Here is a 17,602-nt window from a genome sequence, read left to right as displayed (position 1 = left end):
GCGCACATCCCGTTCAGGTAGGCACATGAAGGCCGTCATCGTCGTCTTCCCCGGCACCAACCGCGAGCGCGACATGGCGATCGCGCTGGAACGCGCGACCGGCCGCAAGCCCGTGACGCTGTTCCACCGCGAGGCCGAGCTTCCCGCGGGGACCGACCTCGTCGTGCTGCCCGGCGGCTTCTCCTACGGCGACTATCTCCGCTGCGGCGCCATGGCCGCGCAGTCCCCCATCATGCGGGCCGTGCGGCGCTTCGCGGAAGGCGGCGGCCACGTCCTCGGCGTCTGCAACGGCTTCCAGATCCTCTGCGAGGCGGGGATGCTGCCGGGCGCGCTGCTGCGCAACGCCTCGCTGCGCTTCCTGTCGATGGACTGCCACATGCGGGTGGAACGCGCGGGCACACCCTTTACCGCGCACTGGCAACAGGGCGCGGTGTTCCGCGCGCCGATGGCGCATGGCGACGGCAACTGGTTCGGTGACGCGGAGACGGTGGCGCGCCTCGACGGCGAGGGCCTGGTCGCCTTCCGCTACTGCACGCCCGACGGCCGGGTGACGCCGGAGGCGAACCGCAACGGCGCGCGCGACGCCATCGCCGGCATCCTGTCCCCCAACCTCCGCGTCTGCGGGCTGATGCCCCACCCCGAGGACCTGGTGGACGACCTCATGGGCGGCACCGACGGCCTGCCGATGTTCACCTCCCTCGTCGCCACGCTCGCCGCCGCCTGAGGCGCGCAGGAACGCCACATGACCGACCGCCCCACCCCGCTCGACCCCGCGCGCGCCCGGCAGCTCTCCGCCGAGTTCGGCCTGAAGCCGGACGAGTTCGACCGCGTGCTCGCCATCCTCGGCCGCACGCCGTCGCTGACCGAACTCGGCATCTTCTCCGTCATGTGGTCGGAGCACTGCTCCTACAAATCCTCCCGCGTGTGGCTGCGGACCCTGCCGACGAAGGCGCCCTGGGTGATCCACGGTCCGGGCGAGAATGCGGGCGTGATCGACATCGGGGACGGGCTGGCCGCCATCTTCAAGATGGAAAGCCACAACCACCCCTCCTTCATCGAGCCCTACCAGGGCGCGGCCACCGGGGTCGGCGGCATCCTGCGCGACGTCTTCACCATGGGCGCGCGGCCGGTCGCGAACCTCAACGCGCTGCGCTTCGGCAGCCCCGACGCGCCGCGGATGAAGCGGGTGATCGATGGCGTGGTGCGCGGCATCGGCGGCTACGGCAACTGCGTCGGCGTGCCGACGGTGGGCGGCGAGGTGAACTTCCATCCCGCCTACAACGGCAACCCGCTGGTCAACGCCATGACGGTCGGCATCGCACCTGCCGACCGCATCTTCCTGTCGGCCGCGGCCGGCATCGGCAACCCGGTGGTCTATGTCGGGTCGAAGACCGGGCGCGACGGCATCCACGGCGCCACCATGGCCAGCGCCGAATTCAGCGCGGATTCCGAGGAGAAGCGCCCCACCGTCCAGATCGGCGATCCCTTCGTGGAGAAGCTGCTGATCGAGGCCTGCCTGGAGCTGATGGCCACCGACGCCATCGTCGCCATCCAGGACATGGGCGCGGCGGGCCTGACCAGCTCCTCGGTCGAGATGGCGGGCAAGGGCGGCGTCGGGATCGAGCTGCACCTCGACAGCGTGCCCCAGCGTGAGACGGGCATGTCCGCCTACGAGATGATGCTCTCGGAATCCCAGGAACGCATGCTGATGATCCTGAAGCCCGGCGCCGAGCCGCAGGCCGAGGCGATCTTCCGCAAGTGGGAGCTGGACTTCGCGGTGATCGGCCACCTGACCGACACCGGCCGCATCGTGATCCGCCACCGCGGCGAGGTGGAGGCGGACATCCCCCTCGCGCCGCTCGAATCCGAAGCGCCGCTCTATCGCCGCCCGACCGCGGAGACGCCGCGCCAGCCGGTGCTGGACGCCTCCGCCATCCCGGACCCCATCGGCATCGCGGCGGCGCTGGAGAGGCTGGTGGGCAGCCTCGACCTCTGTTCCCGCCGCTGGATCTGGGACCAGTACGACAGCACCGTCGGCGGGCAGACCGTGCAGCGCCCAGGCGGCGCGGATGCGGCGGTGGTGAAGCTGGAGGGGCTGGCGCGCGCCCTCGCCATGACCACCGACTCGACCCCGCGCTACTGCCTGGCGGACCCCGAGGAAGGCGGCCGGCAAGCGGTGGCGGAGGCGTGGCGGAACCTGACCGCCGTCGGCGCCCGCCCGCTGGCGATCACCGACAACATGAATTTCGGCAACCCCGAGAAGCCCGAGATCATGGGCCAGTTCGCGGGCGCCGTGCGCGGCATGGCATCCGCCTGCACCGCGCTCGACTTCCCGGTCGTGAGCGGCAACGTCTCGCTCTACAACGAGACGGAAGGCCGGGCGATCCTGCCGACCCCCGCGATCGGCGGGGTCGGCGTGCTGGAGGATGCGCGCCAGGCGGTGGGCCTCGCGCTCTCCCCCGGGCTCGACTTGGTGCTGGTGGGGGAGACGCGGGGCTGGCTCGGCCAGTCGCTCTGGCTGCGCGAGGTGGCGGGGCGCGAGGACGGCGCACCGCCGCCCGTGGACCTCGCGGCGGAACGGCGCAACGGCGACTTCGTGCGCGGTCTGATATTGTCTGGGGGGGTCCGCGCCTGCCATGACTGCGCCGATGGCGGCCTGCTGGTGACGCTGGCGGAGATGGCGATGGGCGCGGGCACTGGCGCCACGCTGGAAGCCCCCCCCGCCGGCATCCCCGCCCATGCCTGGTGGTTCGGCGAGGACCAGGGCCGCTACGTCCTGGCGGTGGCCGAGGCCGGCCCGGTGCTGGCCGCCGCCGCCGCCGCCGGGGTGCCGGCCATGCGGCTCGGCCGAAGCGGCGGCGGGGACTTGGTTCTGCCCGACGGCTCCTCCATATCAGTCGCGACGTTGCGGGCCGCTCACGAAGCGACGCTGCCCGCGCTGATGGAGGGGATCGGCTGATGGCGATGAATGCGGCGGAGATCGAGGCGCTGATCAAATCCGCCCTGCCCGACGCCCAGGTCACGATCGAGGACTTGGCCGGCGACGGCGACCACTACGCCGCCACCGTCGTCTCCTCCGCCTTCAAGGGCATCTCCCGCGTCAAGCAGCACCAGATCGTCTATGCCGCGCTGCAGGGGCGCATGGGCGGCGCGTTGCACGCGCTGGCGCTGCAGACCTCCGCACCCGACTGACCACGCATCACCATCCAGGGACACGCACAGCGATGACCGAACCCGTCCACACCCGCATCCAGGCGGAGATCAGCGACAACCCGGTGGTGCTCTACATGAAGGGCACGCCGGTCTTCCCGCAATGCGGCTTCTCGGCCCGCGTCGTGCAGATCCTTTCGCATGTCGGCGTGCCCTTCAAGGGCGTGAACGTGCTGGAGGACATGGAGCTGCGCGAGGGCATCAAGAGCTTCGCCAACTGGCCGACCATCCCGCAGCTCTACGTGAAGGGCGAATTCGTCGGCGGCTGCGACATCGTCACCGAGATGTTCCAGTCGGGCGAGTTGCAGAGCATGTTCGAGGAGAAGGGCGTGACGCCGAAGGCGACCGCCTGACGCCAACCCCTGCGTCCTGCCTGGCCCTCCCCCGCCCGCGGGGGAGGGTTGGGCGGGTGCCCGGCGCCGCCACCCCGCGGCGCTGTGACTTGCCCCGGCCGCCCGCCTCTCCACTCTGGGGTGCGTGCCGGCCCCCCTGATCTCCATCGTCACCCCCGCCTTCGACGTCGCCCCCTATGTCGGGGATGCCGTCCGTTCCGCCCGCGCCCAGGACCATCCGGCCTGGGAGATGGTGGTGGTCGATGACGGATCGCGCGACGGGACCGCCCGTGCGGCCGAGGACGCGGCGGAAGGCGACCCGCGCATCCGCATCCTGCGCCAGGCCAATGCCGGCGTGTCGGTCGCCCGGGGCGCCGGCATCGCCGCGGCGCGGGGCGAGGCGCTGCTGTTCCTCGATGCCGATGACTGGCTGGCGCCGGACGCGCTGGGCCGCCTGTCCCGGACGCTGCACGCGGCGCCGGGCGCGGTGGCCGCCTATGGCGCCTGGGCGGCGGTGGCCGAGGCGGCGCGCCCGGGCGACCCGCCACTTCGCCTCAAGCCCGGCCCCTATCCCTCGGGCGACATCCTGGACCGGCTGCTGGTGCAGAACCTGCTGGCCAATGGCGGGCACCTGCTGGCGCGGCGGGACGCCTTCGCGGCCACCGGTGGCTTCCGCCCCGGCCTGCGCTATGGCGAGGACTGGGACTGCTGGATCCGGCTCGCTCTCCGCGGGCCCTTCGCCGCCGTGCCGGGGCGGGAGCCGCTGCTGTTCGTGCGGGAACGCGCGGGCAGCGCCTATCGCCGGATGGCGGGCACGCCGGAAGCCTTCGCGCCGGCCATGGCCGCTATCTGGTCCAACCCCGACCTGCTCGCCCATCTGGGACCGGAGCGCGCCGCGCGGCTCCGCGCACGGGCGGAGGCCGAGAATGCCTGGGTGGTCGGGAAGGAGATGATCCGCCACGGCGCGCAGGCCGGCGGCCTCGCGAAGCTCCGCACCGCCTTCGCCGCGGCGCCGGGCCCGAAGCGCGCCGCCCTGCTGGCGGCGGCGCATCTGCTGCCGCTGCTGCCCGCGCGTCTGCACGGGCCCTTCGCGCGCTACCCGGCCGGATGAAACGCGAAACGCCGGCCCCTCGCGGGACCGGCGTTCCGGCAGGCTCGGCGCGTGGCCCGGATCAGCGCGAGTAGAACTCGACCACCAGGTTCGGCTCCATCTGCACCGGATAGGGCACGTCGGAGAGCTTCGGCGCGCGCAGGACGCGGCCGCGCATCGCGCGGTGGTCGATCTCGATGTATTCCGGCACGTCGCGCTCGCCGCTCTGCGCCGCGTCCAGCACGGCGGTCAGCTGCTTCGACTTCTCCTTCAGCTCGATCACGTCCGTGTCCTTCACGAGGTAGGACGGGATGTTGAGCCGCTTGCCGTTGATCAGCACATGGCCGTGGTTCACCAGCTGCCGCGCGGCGAAGGGCGTGATAGCCAGCTTCATGCGGTACACCACGGTGTCCAGCCGGCGCTCCAGCAGCTCGATCAGGTTCTCCGAGGTGTCGCCCTTACGGCGCACGGCTTCCTCGTAGTACTTGCGGAACTGCTTCTCGCCGATGTTGCCGTAGTAGCCCTTCAGCTTCTGCTTCGCCATCAGCTGCACGCCGAAGTCGGTCGGCTTCTGCTTGCGGCGCTGGCCATGCTGGCCGGGGCCGTATTCACGCTTGGCGATGGGGGACTTGGCACGGCCCCAGAGATTGACGCCGAGGCGGCGATTGATCTTGTACTTGGATTCAGCGCGCTTGGTCATGCGGCGATGGCTGCCGGCCCTCGCGGGTCCGGTCCTTCTTCGTGGCCACGGGCTGGCGCCCTGGTCGGCCTGGTTGTCCCGGTAGGCCCATGGCCGACATGGCCAGGGGCGGGCGCACGGCACGGGGCCGCGTCCACGTTCCCGGAAGTGGGGGGCCTATAGGCGGCCGGGCCGCCGCTTGTCAAACCGCCGCCCCCTCCCCTACTCCGGCGCCATGGTCACGCGCGAAGAAATACTGGTCCTCGGCCTCACCGCCGGGGTGGTGGGCAGCCTGGTCGGGGGGATGATGCTCGGCATCGGGATGGGGCTGGTCGTCAACGGCCAGCATCTCGGCTGGCTGCTTCTGCTGCCCGGTGCGCCGGTCTCGGGCGCACTCGGCTACATGCTTGCGCGCAAGCTGACGAGGCGGATGGGTTGAATGCGCAGGGATTCGTTTTGCCAACGGCGCGACGCGGCGGCGTGACCGGTCGCACCAGGCCCAACCGGACCGCCGCACCGCGATCCGGTTTCGCGTGATGTTCCGTCGCATCGTTCGACCGTCACGCGCATCGCCTCACCCGCGCGGGTGAGGCCCGCTACTCCGGCCGGATGCCCGCCGCGGCGATGAGGCGCCGCTTGACCTCCAGGTCCTCGCGCAGGAAGGCCGCCGTCGCCTCCGGCGTCGCGGCATGGACGGTGTAGCCGGATGGCGCGAGGTGCCGGTCCCGCACCGCGGGGTCGGCCATGGCGGCGGCGATGTCCCGGTGCAGCCGCGCCAGCAGCGGCGCCGGCGTGCCGGCTGGGGCGAAGGCGCCGAACCAGGTGCGGGGGTCGATCTCGGGGTAGCCCGCCTCGGCCAGGGTCGGCACCTCGGGCAGCGCCTCGAACCGGGTCGGCCGCCCGACCGCCAGCGCGCGCAGCGTGCCGGCGCGGATGTGCTCGGCGCCGGAGGCGATGCCGGCGAGCGTCATCTGCACCTCGCCCGACAGCGTCGCCAGCACCGCCGGCGTCAGGCCGCGATAGGGGACATGCACCATCTCGATCCCCTCCCGCGCCATCAGCGCGCCGAAGGCGAGATGCGGCTGCGACGCGTTGCCGTAGCTGCCGAAGTTCAGCCGCCCTGGCGCGGCGCGCGCCGCCGCCACCAGCTCCGCCATGCTGCGCGCGCCGATGGCGGGGTTCACCAGGATCATCTGGTGGACATCGACCAGCAGGCTGACGGGGGCGAGGTCCCGCATCGGGTCATGCGGCAGGGCGCGGATCAGGTGCGGGTTGGAGGTGATGGAATTGTCCGCCGTGACCAGCAGCGTGTGCCCATCGGGCGCCGCCTTGGCCACGAGGTCGGTCCCCGGCACGGTGGACCCGCCCGGGCGGTTGTCCACCACCACCGCCTGCCGCCAGCCGGCCTGCAGCCGGTCCGCGAGGGCGCGCGCCAGCGCATCCAGCCCGCCGCCCGGCGGGAAGGGCACGACGATGCGGACCTGCCGCTGCGGGAAGTCGGACTGCGCGGCGGCGATGGCCGGCAGCGCCAGCGCGGCGAGCAGCGTGCGGCGGAACAGGGCCACGCTCAGTCTCCGAAGAAGTGCCGCCGCAACAATGCGAGGGTTTGCGCCGGCGCTTCAAGCTCCGGCAGGTGGCCGATGCCGGGCGGCGAGACGAAGCGCGCGCCCGGGATGACCGCCGCGATGGCGCGGCCGACCTCGGGCGGGTTCACCGCATCATCGGCGCCGGTGACCGCCAGCACGGGGCAGGCGATGCGGGGCGCGAAATCCTCGATCACGTCCACCTGGTCGGTGCAGCGCGCCGCCTGCATCAGCCCGCGCGGGTTGGTGGCGGCGACCACGGCCTGCACCATCGCCAGCACCTCGGCCGGCGCGGCCGGCGAGACGAGCCGCGCCGAGCGCGTGCGCGCCAGCGCGACGCCGCCTTCCGCGACGGACGCCGCGCGCATCGCCAGCATCTGCGCCCTGCCCTCCGGCCCCTTCCATCGCTGCCCGCGCGAGGTGCCCATCAGCGCCATCCGCGCCACGCGCCCCGGATGCCGCGCGGCGAGGCAGGCGCCGAGCATCGAGCCGAAGGACGACCCCGCCAGGAACACCGGCCCCGCGACGCCGAGCGCATCGAGCAGCGCCACCGCCGCATCGGCATAGTCCTCCGCGCGCGGCGCCTCCGCCACGAAGCCGTCGGACAGGAAGTAGCCCGGCGCGTTCCAGGCGATGACGCGGCAGCCCTGCGACAGCGCGGCCAGGGTGAAGCGCCAGCCGGTGGAATTCGCGCCGATGCCGTGCAGGCAGAGCAGCGTCCGCGGGCCGCCGCCGGCCTCCATGTAGGACAGCCGCGGGCCCTCCAGGCCGAGCCTGCCCGCATCCACCTCGGCGAAGCGCAGGTCTGGCAGCGGCGGGACCGGCGTGCCGTCGGGGTGGTTCATGGCGTCTCCTCCCAGGGCGCCGCCGGCGCGTCGGCGGCGAATCGCCCGCGCACCATGCGGCCACGGGACAGTTCCGTCACCACGCCGTGCAGCGTGCGCAGCTCCTGTTCCGTCACCTCGCCGCGCTGGAACCAGTGGCGCAGGTTGCGGATCATGCCCGGGCGCTTCGGCGGGTTGTGCAGGAAGCCCGCGGCATCCAGTTCCGACACCAGGCGGTCGAGGAAGCCTTCCAGCTCGCCCTTGGTGGCGGGGCGCGTCTCGTTCGTCTGGAAGTCGCGCGGCGGCGTGCGTTCGGCCTGCATCCACCACTCATAGGCCAGGATCATCACCGCCTGCGCCAGGTTCAGGCTGTTGTGCTGCGGGTTCAGGGGATAGCGCACCAGCGTGTCGCAATGCGCCAGGTCGTCGGCTTCGAGGCCCGCGCGTTCCGGCCCGAACAGCACGGCGCAGCGCAGGCCGCGCGCGTTGATGTCGCGCATGTCCTCGGCCGCCGCGCGCGCGTCGCGCATGGGGATGATGACGTGGCGCGGCCGCGGGCAGGTGCCGAGCACGCGGTGGCAATCCGCCAGCGCGGCGCGCAGGTCCGGGAAGACCTGCGCGGCATCCAGGATGGCATCCGCGCCCGACGCCGCGGCATAGGCGTTGGGCTGCGGCCAGCCGTCGCGCGGCGCGACGACGCGCAGGTGGAACAGCCCGCCATTGGCCATGGCGCGCGCGGCGGTGCCGATGTTCTGCGCCATCTGCGGGCGGACCAGCACGACGATCGGGCTTTCGCCCGGCGGCGGCGTCAGCGCCGCGCCGCCTTCCCCCCGGCCGCCCGTCATCGTCCCGGGGGCGCGGTTCGGGCGAGGAAGGCGCGCAGCTGCGCGATCTCGGCCTCCTGCGCGCGGATGACCTCCTCGGCCAGGCGGCGCATCTCGGGATCGGTGCCGTGGCGAAGCTGCACGCGCGCCATGTCGATGGCGCCCTGGTGGTGCGGGATCATGGCGGCGGCGAAGTCGCGGTCGGCATTGCCGGTGAAGCGGATCGCCATGTCGCGGTGCATGCGGCTGTTCACCTCGCGCAGCTCCCGCGTGCTGGCAGGCTCCTGCGTGCCGGGGCGGGGCGCGCCGTGGCCCCCGTGGGACTGCTGCGCCAGCGCGGGGGTGGCGAGCGAGAGGGCGAGCGCGGCGGCGACGGAAAGGCGGGGCATGGCGTGATCTCCGGGTGCTGGTCGCAGCCAGCGTCGCAGCCTTCCCATGTGGCAAGGCAAGGGAGAATCCGCGCCCGCCCCGCCCCGTGCCGCCGGCCTCACGCCCGCCGCCACGTCGTCCCCTGCGGCCCGTCCTCCAGCAGGATTCCCCCCGCGGCCAGCTCCGCGCGGATGCGGTCGGCCTCGGCCCAGTCCTTCGCCTTGCGCGCCGCGAGCCGCGCGGCGATGGCGGCCTCGATCGCCGCCGCGCCGTCATCGGCGCCGCCGCGGAACCAGGCTTCCGGATCGTGCCGCAGCAGGCCGAGCATCGCCCCGGCTTCCAGGATGCGGCCCTTCAGGTGCGGCAGCGCCGCGTGCTCGCCCTTCGCCAGCGCGTCGTTCGCGGCGGAGACCAGGTAGTGCAGGCTGGCGAGCGCGAGCGGCGTGTTGAGGTCGTCGGCCAGCGCCGCCTCCACGCCCGGCTGTTCCACCGCATGCGGCTCCCCGCCGCGCTCCGGCGTCACCTCCGCCATCTTCGACAGCGCCCGGTAGACGCGGTCGAGCTCCCGACGCGCCTCCTGCAGCGCCGCCTCGGAGTAGTCCAGCGCGGCGCGGTAATGGGTCTTCAGCAGCAGCAGCCGGAACGCCTCCCCCGCCCAGGGGCCGAGCGCCAGGATGTCCTGCACGGTGCGGAAGTTGCCGAGCGACTTCGACATCTTCTCCCCGTCCACCAGAAGCATGCCGTTGTGCATCCAGATGCGGGCGAAATGGCTGCCGGGGAAGGCGCAGAGGCTCTGCGCCACCTCGTTCTCGTGGTGGGGGAACATCAGGTCGGCGCCGCCGCCATGGATGTCGAAATCCGGGCCGAGATGCTTCCACGACATGGCGGAGCATTCGATGTGCCAGCCCGGCCGCCCGCGGCCCCAGGGACTGTCCCAGCCGGGCTGCGTCGCGTCGCTCGGCTTCCACAGCACGAAGTCGCCGGCGTCCCGCTTGTAGGGCGCGACCTCGACCCGCGCGCCGGCCAGCAATTCGTCGGGGCTGCGGCCGGACAGCCGGCCGTACTCCGCGAAGCTGCCGACGGAGAACAGCACATGCCCTTCCGCCGCATAGGCGTGCCCGTTGGCGATCAGCCGTTCGATCAGCGCCACCATCTCCGGGATGGTGCCGGTCGCGCGGGGTTCCACATCCGGCGGCAGGCAGCCGAGCGCGGTCATGTCGCGGTGGAAGTCGGCGGTGGTGCGCGCCGTCACGCTGTCGATCCCCTCGCCGCTGTCGCGCGCGCGGTCGATGATCTTGTCGTCGACGTCGGTGATGTTCCGCGCATAGGTGACCTGCGGGTAGACGCGGCGCAGCAGCCGCGCCAGCACGTCGAACACCACCACCGGCCGCGCATTGCCGAGATGGGCGAGGTCGTAGACGGTCGGGCCGCAGACATACATCCGCACATGCCGCGGGTCGATCGGCTCGAAGCGTTCCTTGCGGCGCGTCGCGCTGTTGTGGAGATGCAGGTCCATCAATTTGCACTCGTCGCGGCGGCCAGCAGGCGCGCCTTCGCACGCGCGCGGCCGATCAGGGGAAGGAAGGCCTTGAGGTCCGGCCCGTGATCCTCGCCGGTCAGCGCCCGGCGCAACGGCAGGTACAGCGCCTTGCCCTTGCGGCCGGTGCTGCCGGCCAGCGCAGCCGTCCAGGCCGGCCAGGTGGCCTCGTCCCAGGGCTCCTCGGGCAGGGATTCCGCCGCGAGCCGCAGAAGCTGCGCATCGCCGGGATCGCCCACCGGCACGATGTCACCCGCCACCACGTCCCACCAATCCCGGACCTCGCGGAACAGGTCGAGATTGCCGCGAACGGCGGTCCAGAAAGCGTCCCCCGCGCCCTCCGGCAGCCTGTCCCGCACCGCGTCGAAGGGCAGGTCGTGCAGCCATTTCCGGTTGAGCGCGAGAAGCTGCCTCGTGTCGAAGCGCGCGGAGGACCTCGACGCCTTCGACAGGTCGTAGGTCCCCGCCACCTCCGCCGCGCGGCCCGGCGCCGGGTCGGCCGAGGAGCCGAGCGCGGCGAGGTAGCCGACCAGCGCCTCCGGCTCCACCCCGTCGCGCCGCAGCTGGCGCAGCCCGACGCTGCCGGTGCGCTTCGACAGCGGCCCGCCATCGGCATCGGTCAGCAGCGGCAGGTGGGCGAAGCGCTTCTGGCGGGGGTTGCCGCCGATCGCCGCCATGATGTCCATCTGGATGCCGGTGTTGGTGACGTGGTCCTCGCCGCGGATGATGTCGGTGATGCCCATCTCCACGTCGTCCACGACCGAGGTGAAGGTGTAGAGGAAGCTGCCATCGGCGCGGATCAGCACCGGGTCCGACAGGCTGGGCAGCTTGACCGAGCGCCGGCCCAGCACGCCGTCCTGCCATTCCGCCTGCCCGCCGGACAGCAGGAAGCGCCAATGCGGCGCCTTGCCGTTGGCGATGGCGCGGTCCAGCTGCTCCTTCGTCATCTTCAGCGCGGCGCGGTCGTAGATCGGCGGCTTGCCCTGCTTCGCCCGCTGCTCCCGCTTGAAGGTCAGCTCCTCCTCCGTCTCGAGGCAGGGGTAGAGCCGGCCGGCGGCCTTCAACTTTTCCGCCGCCGCGGCGTAGCGGTCCAGCCGGTCGGACTGGCGCAGCATCTCGTCCCAGTCGAGGCCGAGCCAGCGCAGGTCCTCCTCGATGGCGGCGGCGTATTCGGGCTTCGACCGCTCCGCATCCGTATCGTCGAGGCGCAGCAGGAAGCGCCCGCCGGCGCGCCGGGCCAGGCACCAGTTGGCGATCGCGATCCGGGCATTGCCGACATGCAGCAGACCGGTGGGGGACGGGGCGAAACGGACCTTCATCGGCCGCAGAGGAACGGCATCGTGGCGGGAAAGGCAAGGCGCGGACCCGGATTCGCCATCATCCCGGCGCAATCGGGGTGCTAGGATGGCCAGAGGCACGGGCCTGCCGCCTTCCCGCCATGGCCCACGGGAGTTCCGCCGATGAGGCGCAGGATGCTCAGGCCGATGGTCTTCGGCGCGGCGCTGATGGCCGGCGCGATGGCGCTGCCCGGGGCGGCCGAGGCCGACTGGCGCGGCCGCGGCTATGGCTACGGCCATGGCTACCACCAGCATCACCGCGGCTGGAACGGCGGCGGCGCGGCGCTCGGCGCCATCATCGGCCTCGGCGCGGGGGTGGCGATCGGCTCGGCGCTGGCCGCCCCGCCGCCCGTCTACTACGCGCCCCCACCGCCGCCGGTGTACTACGCGCCCCCGCCGCCCGTGGTCTACCAGCCGCCCCCGGTGGTCTACCAGCCGCCGCCGGCCGTCTGGCAGCCCGGCATGGGCTGGGTGCCGGGCAAGCCGGGCTGGTGACGGGCGCGCCCCGGGCCGGGGGGCGTCACTCCTCCTCGTCCTCCTCCCCGTCCTCGCGACGGGGGTCGAGGACGCGCCAGTTGCGCTCCTCCGGGTCGACGGCGCGGCGGGCGGCGAAATCCTGCAACTCGCTCGCGCTGCGCCAGGCATCGTCGCCCGCGCCCTGCACCTCGGCGTCCTCGCCGAAGGCGAACCAGGTTTCCAGCACCGCATCGGCCGCCATGCCGGGGGTGCGGCAGCGGTCCACGCTGTCCCGCACGTAGCGGCGCGCGAAGGCGTTGGCATGGGCGATGGTGTCGAAGCCGCGCACCACCTCCACCGGGTCGGACCCGTTGGCGCCCGACAGGTCCATGATGCGCACCACCAGCCCCGGCACCCGGCCGAAGCCGCGGTCGGCGAAGATCGGGTCGCCTTCGTTCTCGTCGCTCATGCGACCATTCCCTTCCTCGGTGCCGGCCCTGCCCGGGGCGCGGCTCAGCCCACCAGCGCGGAGAAGCCGTTGGTGAGCGGGTAGCGCCGGTCGCGCCCGAAGGCCCGCGGCGTGATCTTCACGCCCGGCGGCGCCTGGCGGCGCTTGTACTCGGCCCGGTCCAGCATCCGCCAGACCCGCAGCACCGTGGCGCGGTCGTGCCCTTCCGCCACCAGCGCATCGACCCCCTGCTCCTTCTCGACCAGGCCTTCCAGGATGGCGTCCAGCACCTCATAGGGCGGCAGGGTGTCCTGGTCCTTCTGGTCCGGCTTCAGCTCGGCCGAGGGCGGCTTGGTGATGACGCGGTCCGGCATCACCAGCCCGGCGGGGCCCTTCGCATCGGGCGGGCGGTTGGCGTTGCGCCAGCGCGACAGCTCGAAGACGGTCATCTTCCAGACGTCCTTCAGCACCGAATAGCCGCCGCACATGTCGCCGTAGAGCGTGGCGTAGCCCGTGCTCATCTCGCTCTTGTTGCCGGTGGTCAGCAGCATGTCGCCGAACTTGTTGGACAGGGCCATCAGCGTCACGCCGCGGATGCGGGACTGGATGTTCTCCTCCGTGATGTCCGGCGGGCGGTTGCCGAAGGCGGGGGCGAGCATGGCGCCGAAGGCCGCCATCGCCGGGGCGATCGGGATGTTCTCGTAGCGGATGCCGAGCAGCCGGGCGCATTCCTCCGCATCCTCCAGGCTCCCGGCCGAGGTGTAGGGGGAGGGCATCATCACCGCCCGCACCCGGTCGGGGCCCAGCGCATCGGCCGCCACCGCCGCGCTCAGCGCGGAATCGATGCCGCCCGACAGGCCGAGCACCACGCCCGGGAAGCCGTTCTTGTCCACGTAGTCCCGCAGGCCGAGCATCATGGCGCGGTAGATCTGCTCCGGCCGCGGCACGGGCGGCGCCAGCGGCCGCGGCGCGCAGGCCCAGCCCGCGGCCCCGCGCGTCCAGTCGGTGACGGCGACCTGCTCCTCGAACATCGGCATCTGCACGGCCAGCGCGCGGTCGGCGTTCAGCACGAAGGATGCGCCTTCGAAGACCAGCTCGTCCTGGCCGCAGACCTGGTTCAGGAACACGAAGGGCAGCCCCGTCTCGACGACGCGGGAGACGGCGAGCTGCACGCGCAGGTCCTGCTTCGCCGCCTCGAAGGGGGACCCGTTGATGGAGATCAGGATCTCCGCCCCGCTCTCCTGCAGCGTCTCGCTCACCGCGGGGAACCACCAGTCCTCGCACACCATGAGGCCGAGCCGCACGCCGCGGAACATCACCGGGCCGGGCGCGGGGCCGGCGGTGAAGACGCGCTTGTCGTCGAAGACGCCGTAGTTCGGCAGCTCGTGCTTGGCGCGGCGCGCGACGACCTTGCCGCCGTCGAGCACGAACAGCGCGTTGTGCAGCCGCCCGCCTTCGCGCCAGGGGCCGCCCACCACCAGCCCCGGGCCGCCATCCGCCGTCTCCGCCGCCAGCGCCTCGATCCGGGCGGTGCAGGCCTCGACGAAGGCGGGCTTGAGGACAAGGTCCTCCGGCGGGTAGCCGGCGATGGAGAATTCCGGCGTGACCAGCAGCTGCGCCCCCGCGGCCGCGGCCTCGGCCCGCGCGGCGCGGATGCGGTCCGCATTGCGGTCCAGCGCGCCTTCATGCGGGTTGATCTGCGCGAGCGCGATGCGGAGGCGGTCTGTCATGATGGGGCGAAGCTAGGGACGGGGGCCGGGGGGGTCAACGCGGCCGTGGCGGCAGGACGGCGATGACCATCCCCGCCGTCACCAGCGCGACCCCCGCCAGCCCGGCCGGGCCCAGCGGCTCCCCCAGCAGCGGCCAGGCGGCCAGCGCCGCCATGCCGGGGACCAGCGCGGTGATGGTGGTGGTGCGCGGCGCGCCGATGGCCTGCACCGCGCGGGTGAACAGGAACCCCGCCACCAGCACCGCGAAGATGCCCTGGAACACCAGCTGGTAGGCCACCGCCCCGACCGGCACGGCGGCCAGGTTCGACGGCAGCAGCAGCCACCAGACCGGCAGGTAGAGCGGCGCCGCCCAGAGCGCGACCGACAGCGTCGCCCGCAGCGCGTCGATGCCCCATAGCCGCACCACCAGCGTGTAGACCGCCCAGCAGGACGACCCCGCCAGGAACAGCAGGTCCCCCCGCCAGGCGCCGGGATGGCTGCCGAAGGTGTCGCCCGCCAGCAGCCCGATCCCGCAGGCCACCACCAGCAGCGAGACCAGGCGCCGCCGCGTCCACCGCTCCCCCAGCACCACCAGGCCGAGCGCGGCGGTGAGGAAGGGCAGCGTCCCCGGCAGCATCACCCCGCCATGCGCCGCCGGGGCGAAGCCGAAGCCGTGATAGGCCAGGATCGGGAAGCCGAAGGCCGCCGTCGCGACCACCACCGCCAGCCGGGCCGGCGGCAGCCGCGGCAGCCCGAAGACCGCCAGCAGCGGCAACGCGCCGAGGAAGGCGCCCGCATAGCGCAGCGCCGCCACGTCCCAGGGCGTGAAATCCTGCCGCGCGCCGAGCCGTGAGGACAGCAGGAACCCCGCCCAGACGAACAGCACCGCGATGGCGCAGGCATAGCCGATCCGTGTCTCGCGGGCATGGTGCGTTTGCTGCATCGCGGCATGGTAGCCCGCATTTCCCGCCGGGCCAGACGGATGGCATCATGCCGGCCATGAGCACGCCCGACCCCTTCCGCCCCGGCGACATGTTGCCTCCCTTGATGCTGCCCCAGGCGGACGGCACCGCCTTCGACCTCGCGGGCCAGGCCATCGCCGGGCAGCCGCGGCTGCTGGTCCTCGGCCGCCCGCTCGCCGGCGCCCGGCTGGATGCGGCCGTCGCGGCGGCGGGCGCGCGCGGCGCGGCGGTGCTGGTGGTGGCCGGCCATAAGCCGGATGGCTCCCGCCGCGGCGGCGGGCCGGTGCGGCTGTTCGATGCGGACCGCAAGCTGTTCGCCGGACTCGGCCTGCCCGAGGGCGGCGCCGCCGTGATCTCGCCCCGAGGGCGGCTCGCCTTCGCCGCCGCGGGGGAGGATGCGCTGGACCGCGCGCTGGCCGCCCTGCCTGAGCCGCCGGCGCCGGCACCGATCCGCCGCACCGGTGCGCCGGTGCTGCTGGTGCCCGGCGTGCTGGAGCCGGATTTCGTGGCGCGGCTGCTGGCGCATTGGGATGCGGGGGAGAAGACGGCCGACCTCGTCGCCAATGCCCGTGCCGAGTCCGGCGGCATGGCGGCGGCCGGCATCAAGCGCCGCGCCGATGTCTTCCTCGACGACCGGGAACTGTACCTGGGCTTCCAGCGCCGGATCGAGCGGCGCGTCGTGCCGGAGATGTGGCGCGCCTTCCGCTTCCGCGCCGCCAGCTTCGAGGCGCCGCGCATCGGCTGCTACGACGGCGCGGCGGGCGGCGCCTTCGGCCCGCATCGCGACAACCGCACCCCCTACACCGCGCATCGCCGCTTCGCGATGAGCCTGAACCTGAACACCGGCGAATACGAGGGCGGCGCCCTCCGCTTCGCCGAATTCGGCGCGGAGGCCTACGAGCCCGAGGCCGGCGGCTGCGCCATCTTCAGCTGCGACCTGCTGCACGAGGCGTTGCCGGTGACGAGCGGCCGCCGCTTCGCGATCTTCACCTTTTTCACCGACGCGGAAGGCGCGCAGCAGGAACGCCGGCTGATGGCCGAAGCCGCGGCGCGCGGGAACATGGGCGTGCAGATGCGCTAGATTGGCGGGCGGGCGCGCTACCCGCCTGCCCCGTTCGCCTTCTTGCGGCTGCCGTTCCGGCGCAGCAGGAATTCGCGCCCGACCTTCACGCGGGGCGCGCCGTCATATTCCACGATGTCGGCCGTCGCGTAGGTCTCGCTCCAGGCATCGGGGATGAAGCTGCCGGTGCCCACCACGTCGATGGGCGCCTTCGCCTCGGCCATCACGCGGCATTTCTGCACACCGAAGCCGGAGGAGGCGACGATCCGCACCTTCGGGAAGCCGGCCTCGTCCAGCGCCTCGCGCATCCGCCAGATGGCGGCGGCGGAGACGCCGGTGCCGACCAGGTTGCGCAGCTCCGTCTCGGACCGGTAGCGCCGCACCGCCTGCGGCGCGTGGCGTTCCAGCACCGCGTAGCTCTCGGCGGGGTCGAGCCCTTCGAGGAAGCGGCCGCCATGGGTGTCGAGCCGCACGGCCATCCGCCCCGCCGCCGCCAGTTCCGGGAAGCGGCGGCAGACCTCGAGCCCGTCCGTGACCTCGTGCCCGAAATAGTCGGTCAGCACCGTCAGGTCCTGGTCGGGGAAGGTCTCGTGGAACATTTCCGCCGCACGCAGCGTGGAGCCGGCATAGCCGATCAGCGCATGCGGCATGGTGCCGCGGCCGGCGCGCAGGCCGAACCAGTGCGCGGTGGCGTCGTTCGCGTTGCCGATGAAGCCGCGCGCGCCCTCGCGCTGGGCGGTGCGGCTGCCGATGGCGGCGGCGTAGGACATCATCTCCTGCATCTCGGCGCCCGCACAGTGCCGCGCCTCCATCGCCAGGAAGGCGACACCCGGCAGTTCCAGCGCCATCTGGTAGGCGTTGTGCGCGGCGACGCAGGCGGCGCCGAGCTTCTGGAGCATCACCGTCTCCAGGTCCACCAGCTCCGCGAAGGAGCCGGAGACGTAGAAGATCGGGTCGCCCGCGCCGACCCAGTCCCCTTCCTGGTGCATCACCTCGATGTCGAAGCGCGTCCCGCGCTCCGCCGCCACCGCCTCCAGCCAGGAAGTGGCGAGCCGGTGGGCGGAGACGACGGGGCGGCGCAGGAACACCGCATAGGTCACGCGGCAGTCGCCGAAGCGGCGGACGATCGCCTTGGTGCGGTTGAAGTAGCTGTCCGTCCGCCCGCTGATGTCGTCGGGCATG

General features: G+C 72.8%; 19 protein-coding genes. 8 read left to right on the top strand and 11 right to left on the bottom strand.

The features are described from left to right. Positions 1–25: 25 nt before the first annotated feature. The 5 genes from purQ to ACK8OX_RS08160 all read left to right on the top strand — a co-directional run bounded on the left by purQ (position 26) and on the right by ACK8OX_RS08160 (position 4,653). A complete protein-coding gene (gene purQ, locus ACK8OX_RS08180; protein ID WP_430663482.1) occupies positions 26–724 on the top strand; it encodes a phosphoribosylformylglycinamidine synthase subunit PurQ in 699 nt (232 codons plus the stop codon). 18 nt (positions 725–742) lie between these two features. Then, the gene (gene purL, locus ACK8OX_RS08175) at positions 743–2,959 is read left to right on the top strand and encodes a phosphoribosylformylglycinamidine synthase subunit PurL (protein WP_430663481.1); all 2,217 of its coding nucleotides are present in this window, start codon (positions 743–745) and stop codon (positions 2,957–2,959) included. Beyond that, positions 2,959–3,192, top strand: a complete 234-nt coding sequence (locus tag ACK8OX_RS08170; protein ID WP_430663480.1) for a BolA family protein — start codon at positions 2,959–2,961, stop codon at positions 3,190–3,192. The genes purL and ACK8OX_RS08170 overlap by 1 nt, the downstream gene beginning before the upstream one ends. Before the next feature lie 32 nt (positions 3,193–3,224). Then, positions 3,225–3,563: a Grx4 family monothiol glutaredoxin gene (grxD, locus tag ACK8OX_RS08165; RefSeq protein ID WP_430663479.1), complete on the top strand. Its 339-nt coding sequence runs from the start codon at positions 3,225–3,227 to the stop codon at positions 3,561–3,563. A gap of 124 nt (positions 3,564–3,687) precedes the next feature. Then, a complete protein-coding gene (locus tag ACK8OX_RS08160; RefSeq protein WP_430663478.1) occupies positions 3,688–4,653 on the top strand; it encodes a glycosyltransferase family 2 protein in 966 nt (321 codons plus the stop codon). 61 nt (positions 4,654–4,714) lie between these two features. On the opposite strand, the gene rpsD is transcribed toward ACK8OX_RS08160, so the two are convergent. Continuing rightward, positions 4,715–5,332: a 30S ribosomal protein S4 gene (rpsD, locus tag ACK8OX_RS08155; RefSeq protein WP_430663477.1), complete on the bottom strand. Its 618-nt coding sequence runs from the start codon at positions 5,330–5,332 to the stop codon at positions 4,715–4,717. Positions 5,333–5,546: 214 nt separating this feature from the next. Between rpsD and ACK8OX_RS08150 the strand changes: the two genes are divergently transcribed. After that, on the top strand, positions 5,547–5,750 hold the full coding sequence (locus ACK8OX_RS08150) for a hypothetical protein (protein WP_430663475.1): 204 nt from the start codon (positions 5,547–5,549) through the stop codon (positions 5,748–5,750). Positions 5,751–5,907: 157 nt separating this feature from the next. On the opposite strand, the gene ACK8OX_RS08145 is transcribed toward ACK8OX_RS08150, so the two are convergent. From ACK8OX_RS08145 to gltX, 6 genes are read right to left on the bottom strand one after another with little or no spacing between them, the layout of a single operon-like run. Continuing rightward, entirely contained in the window at positions 5,908–6,876 is a 969-nt protein-coding gene (locus ACK8OX_RS08145; protein WP_430663474.1) for a Bug family tripartite tricarboxylate transporter substrate binding protein, read from the bottom strand. 2 nt (positions 6,877–6,878) lie between these two features. Then, positions 6,879–7,739, bottom strand: a complete 861-nt coding sequence (locus ACK8OX_RS08140) for an alpha/beta fold hydrolase (RefSeq protein WP_430663473.1) — start codon at positions 7,737–7,739, stop codon at positions 6,879–6,881. Then, on the bottom strand, positions 7,736–8,563 hold the full coding sequence (locus ACK8OX_RS08135) for an RNA methyltransferase (protein WP_430663472.1): 828 nt from the start codon (positions 8,561–8,563) through the stop codon (positions 7,736–7,738). Before ACK8OX_RS08135 ends, ACK8OX_RS08140 begins: the two co-directional genes overlap by 4 nt. Then, the gene (gene copM / locus ACK8OX_RS08130) at positions 8,560–8,979 is read right to left on the bottom strand and encodes a CopM family metallochaperone (protein ID WP_430663471.1); all 420 of its coding nucleotides are present in this window, start codon (positions 8,977–8,979) and stop codon (positions 8,560–8,562) included. The genes ACK8OX_RS08135 and copM overlap by 4 nt, the downstream gene beginning before the upstream one ends. A 50-nt stretch (positions 8,980–9,029) precedes the next feature. Next, positions 9,030–10,427, bottom strand: coding sequence for a cysteine--tRNA ligase (gene cysS, locus ACK8OX_RS08125; RefSeq protein WP_430663470.1), 1,398 nt, complete (start codon positions 10,425–10,427; stop codon positions 9,030–9,032). Next, positions 10,427–11,767, bottom strand: a complete 1,341-nt coding sequence (gene gltX, locus ACK8OX_RS08120; RefSeq protein ID WP_430663469.1) for a glutamate--tRNA ligase — start codon at positions 11,765–11,767, stop codon at positions 10,427–10,429. The genes cysS and gltX overlap by 1 nt, the downstream gene beginning before the upstream one ends. A gap of 141 nt (positions 11,768–11,908) precedes the next feature. On the opposite strand from gltX, the gene ACK8OX_RS08115 reads away from it, so the two are divergent. Next, complete coding sequence (locus tag ACK8OX_RS08115; protein ID WP_430663467.1) at positions 11,909–12,280, top strand: hypothetical protein; 372 nt, start codon at positions 11,909–11,911, stop codon at positions 12,278–12,280. Positions 12,281–12,305: 25 nt separating this feature from the next. On the opposite strand, the gene ACK8OX_RS08110 is transcribed toward ACK8OX_RS08115, so the two are convergent. The 3 genes from ACK8OX_RS08110 to ACK8OX_RS08100 are packed head-to-tail and all read right to left on the bottom strand — an operon-like array spanning position 12,306 to position 15,341. Then, positions 12,306–12,710: a hypothetical protein gene (locus ACK8OX_RS08110; RefSeq protein ID WP_430663466.1), complete on the bottom strand. Its 405-nt coding sequence runs from the start codon at positions 12,708–12,710 to the stop codon at positions 12,306–12,308. A 44-nt stretch (positions 12,711–12,754) separates the two neighbouring features. Next, positions 12,755–14,419: an NAD+ synthase gene (locus ACK8OX_RS08105; protein WP_430663465.1), complete on the bottom strand. Its 1,665-nt coding sequence runs from the start codon at positions 14,417–14,419 to the stop codon at positions 12,755–12,757. A gap of 34 nt (positions 14,420–14,453) precedes the next feature. Beyond that, complete coding sequence (locus tag ACK8OX_RS08100) at positions 14,454–15,341, bottom strand: DMT family transporter (protein ID WP_430663464.1); 888 nt, start codon at positions 15,339–15,341, stop codon at positions 14,454–14,456. A gap of 56 nt (positions 15,342–15,397) precedes the next feature. On the opposite strand from ACK8OX_RS08100, the gene ACK8OX_RS08095 reads away from it, so the two are divergent. Next, the gene (locus tag ACK8OX_RS08095) at positions 15,398–16,441 is read left to right on the top strand and encodes a 2OG-Fe(II) oxygenase family protein (protein ID WP_430663463.1); all 1,044 of its coding nucleotides are present in this window, start codon (positions 15,398–15,400) and stop codon (positions 16,439–16,441) included. 17 nt (positions 16,442–16,458) lie between these two features. Here ACK8OX_RS08095 and ACK8OX_RS08090 read toward each other — a convergent pair whose 3' ends face one another. Then, complete coding sequence (locus tag ACK8OX_RS08090) at positions 16,459–17,601, bottom strand: nicotinate phosphoribosyltransferase (protein ID WP_430663462.1); 1,143 nt, start codon at positions 17,599–17,601, stop codon at positions 16,459–16,461. Position 17,602 lies beyond the last annotated feature (1 nt).

The organism is Falsiroseomonas sp. CW058 (assembly GCF_050563535.1).
Lineage (GTDB): Bacteria > Pseudomonadota > Alphaproteobacteria > Acetobacterales > Acetobacteraceae > Falsiroseomonas.
The sequence above is the reverse complement of the archived record's forward strand: the minus strand, read 5'-3'. Positions and strand labels throughout refer to the sequence as shown.

Coding starts and splice junctions, on each gene's coding strand:
- purQ (WP_430663482.1), top strand. CDS start 26: ATGAAGGCCGTCATCGTCGTCTTCCCCGGCACCAACCGCGAGCGCGAC.
- purL (WP_430663481.1), top strand. CDS start 743: ATGACCGACCGCCCCACCCCGCTCGACCCCGCGCGCGCCCGGCAGCTC.
- ACK8OX_RS08170 (WP_430663480.1), top strand. CDS start 2,959: ATGGCGATGAATGCGGCGGAGATCGAGGCGCTGATCAAATCCGCCCTG.
- grxD (WP_430663479.1), top strand. CDS start 3,225: ATGACCGAACCCGTCCACACCCGCATCCAGGCGGAGATCAGCGACAAC.
- rpsD (WP_430663477.1), bottom strand. CDS start 5,332: ATGACCAAGCGCGCTGAATCCAAGTACAAGATCAATCGCCGCCTCGGC.
- ACK8OX_RS08150 (WP_430663475.1), top strand. CDS start 5,547: ATGGTCACGCGCGAAGAAATACTGGTCCTCGGCCTCACCGCCGGGGTG.
- ACK8OX_RS08140 (WP_430663473.1), bottom strand. CDS start 7,739: ATGAACCACCCCGACGGCACGCCGGTCCCGCCGCTGCCAGACCTGCGC.
- ACK8OX_RS08135 (WP_430663472.1), bottom strand. CDS start 8,563: ATGACGGGCGGCCGGGGGGAAGGCGGCGCGGCGCTGACGCCGCCGCCG.
- copM (WP_430663471.1), bottom strand. CDS start 8,979: ATGGGAAGGCTGCGACGCTGGCTGCGACCAGCACCCGGAGATCACGCC.
- cysS (WP_430663470.1), bottom strand. CDS start 10,427: ATGGACCTGCATCTCCACAACAGCGCGACGCGCCGCAAGGAACGCTTC.
- gltX (WP_430663469.1), bottom strand. CDS start 11,767: ATGAAGGTCCGTTTCGCCCCGTCCCCCACCGGTCTGCTGCATGTCGGC.
- ACK8OX_RS08115 (WP_430663467.1), top strand. CDS start 11,909: ATGAGGCGCAGGATGCTCAGGCCGATGGTCTTCGGCGCGGCGCTGATG.
- ACK8OX_RS08110 (WP_430663466.1), bottom strand. CDS start 12,710: ATGAGCGACGAGAACGAAGGCGACCCGATCTTCGCCGACCGCGGCTTC.
- ACK8OX_RS08105 (WP_430663465.1), bottom strand. CDS start 14,419: ATGACAGACCGCCTCCGCATCGCGCTCGCGCAGATCAACCCGCATGAA.
- ACK8OX_RS08100 (WP_430663464.1), bottom strand. CDS start 15,341: ATGCAGCAAACGCACCATGCCCGCGAGACACGGATCGGCTATGCCTGC.
- ACK8OX_RS08095 (WP_430663463.1), top strand. CDS start 15,398: ATGAGCACGCCCGACCCCTTCCGCCCCGGCGACATGTTGCCTCCCTTG.
- ACK8OX_RS08090 (WP_430663462.1), bottom strand. CDS start 17,601: ATGCCCGACGACATCAGCGGGCGGACGGACAGCTACTTCAACCGCACC.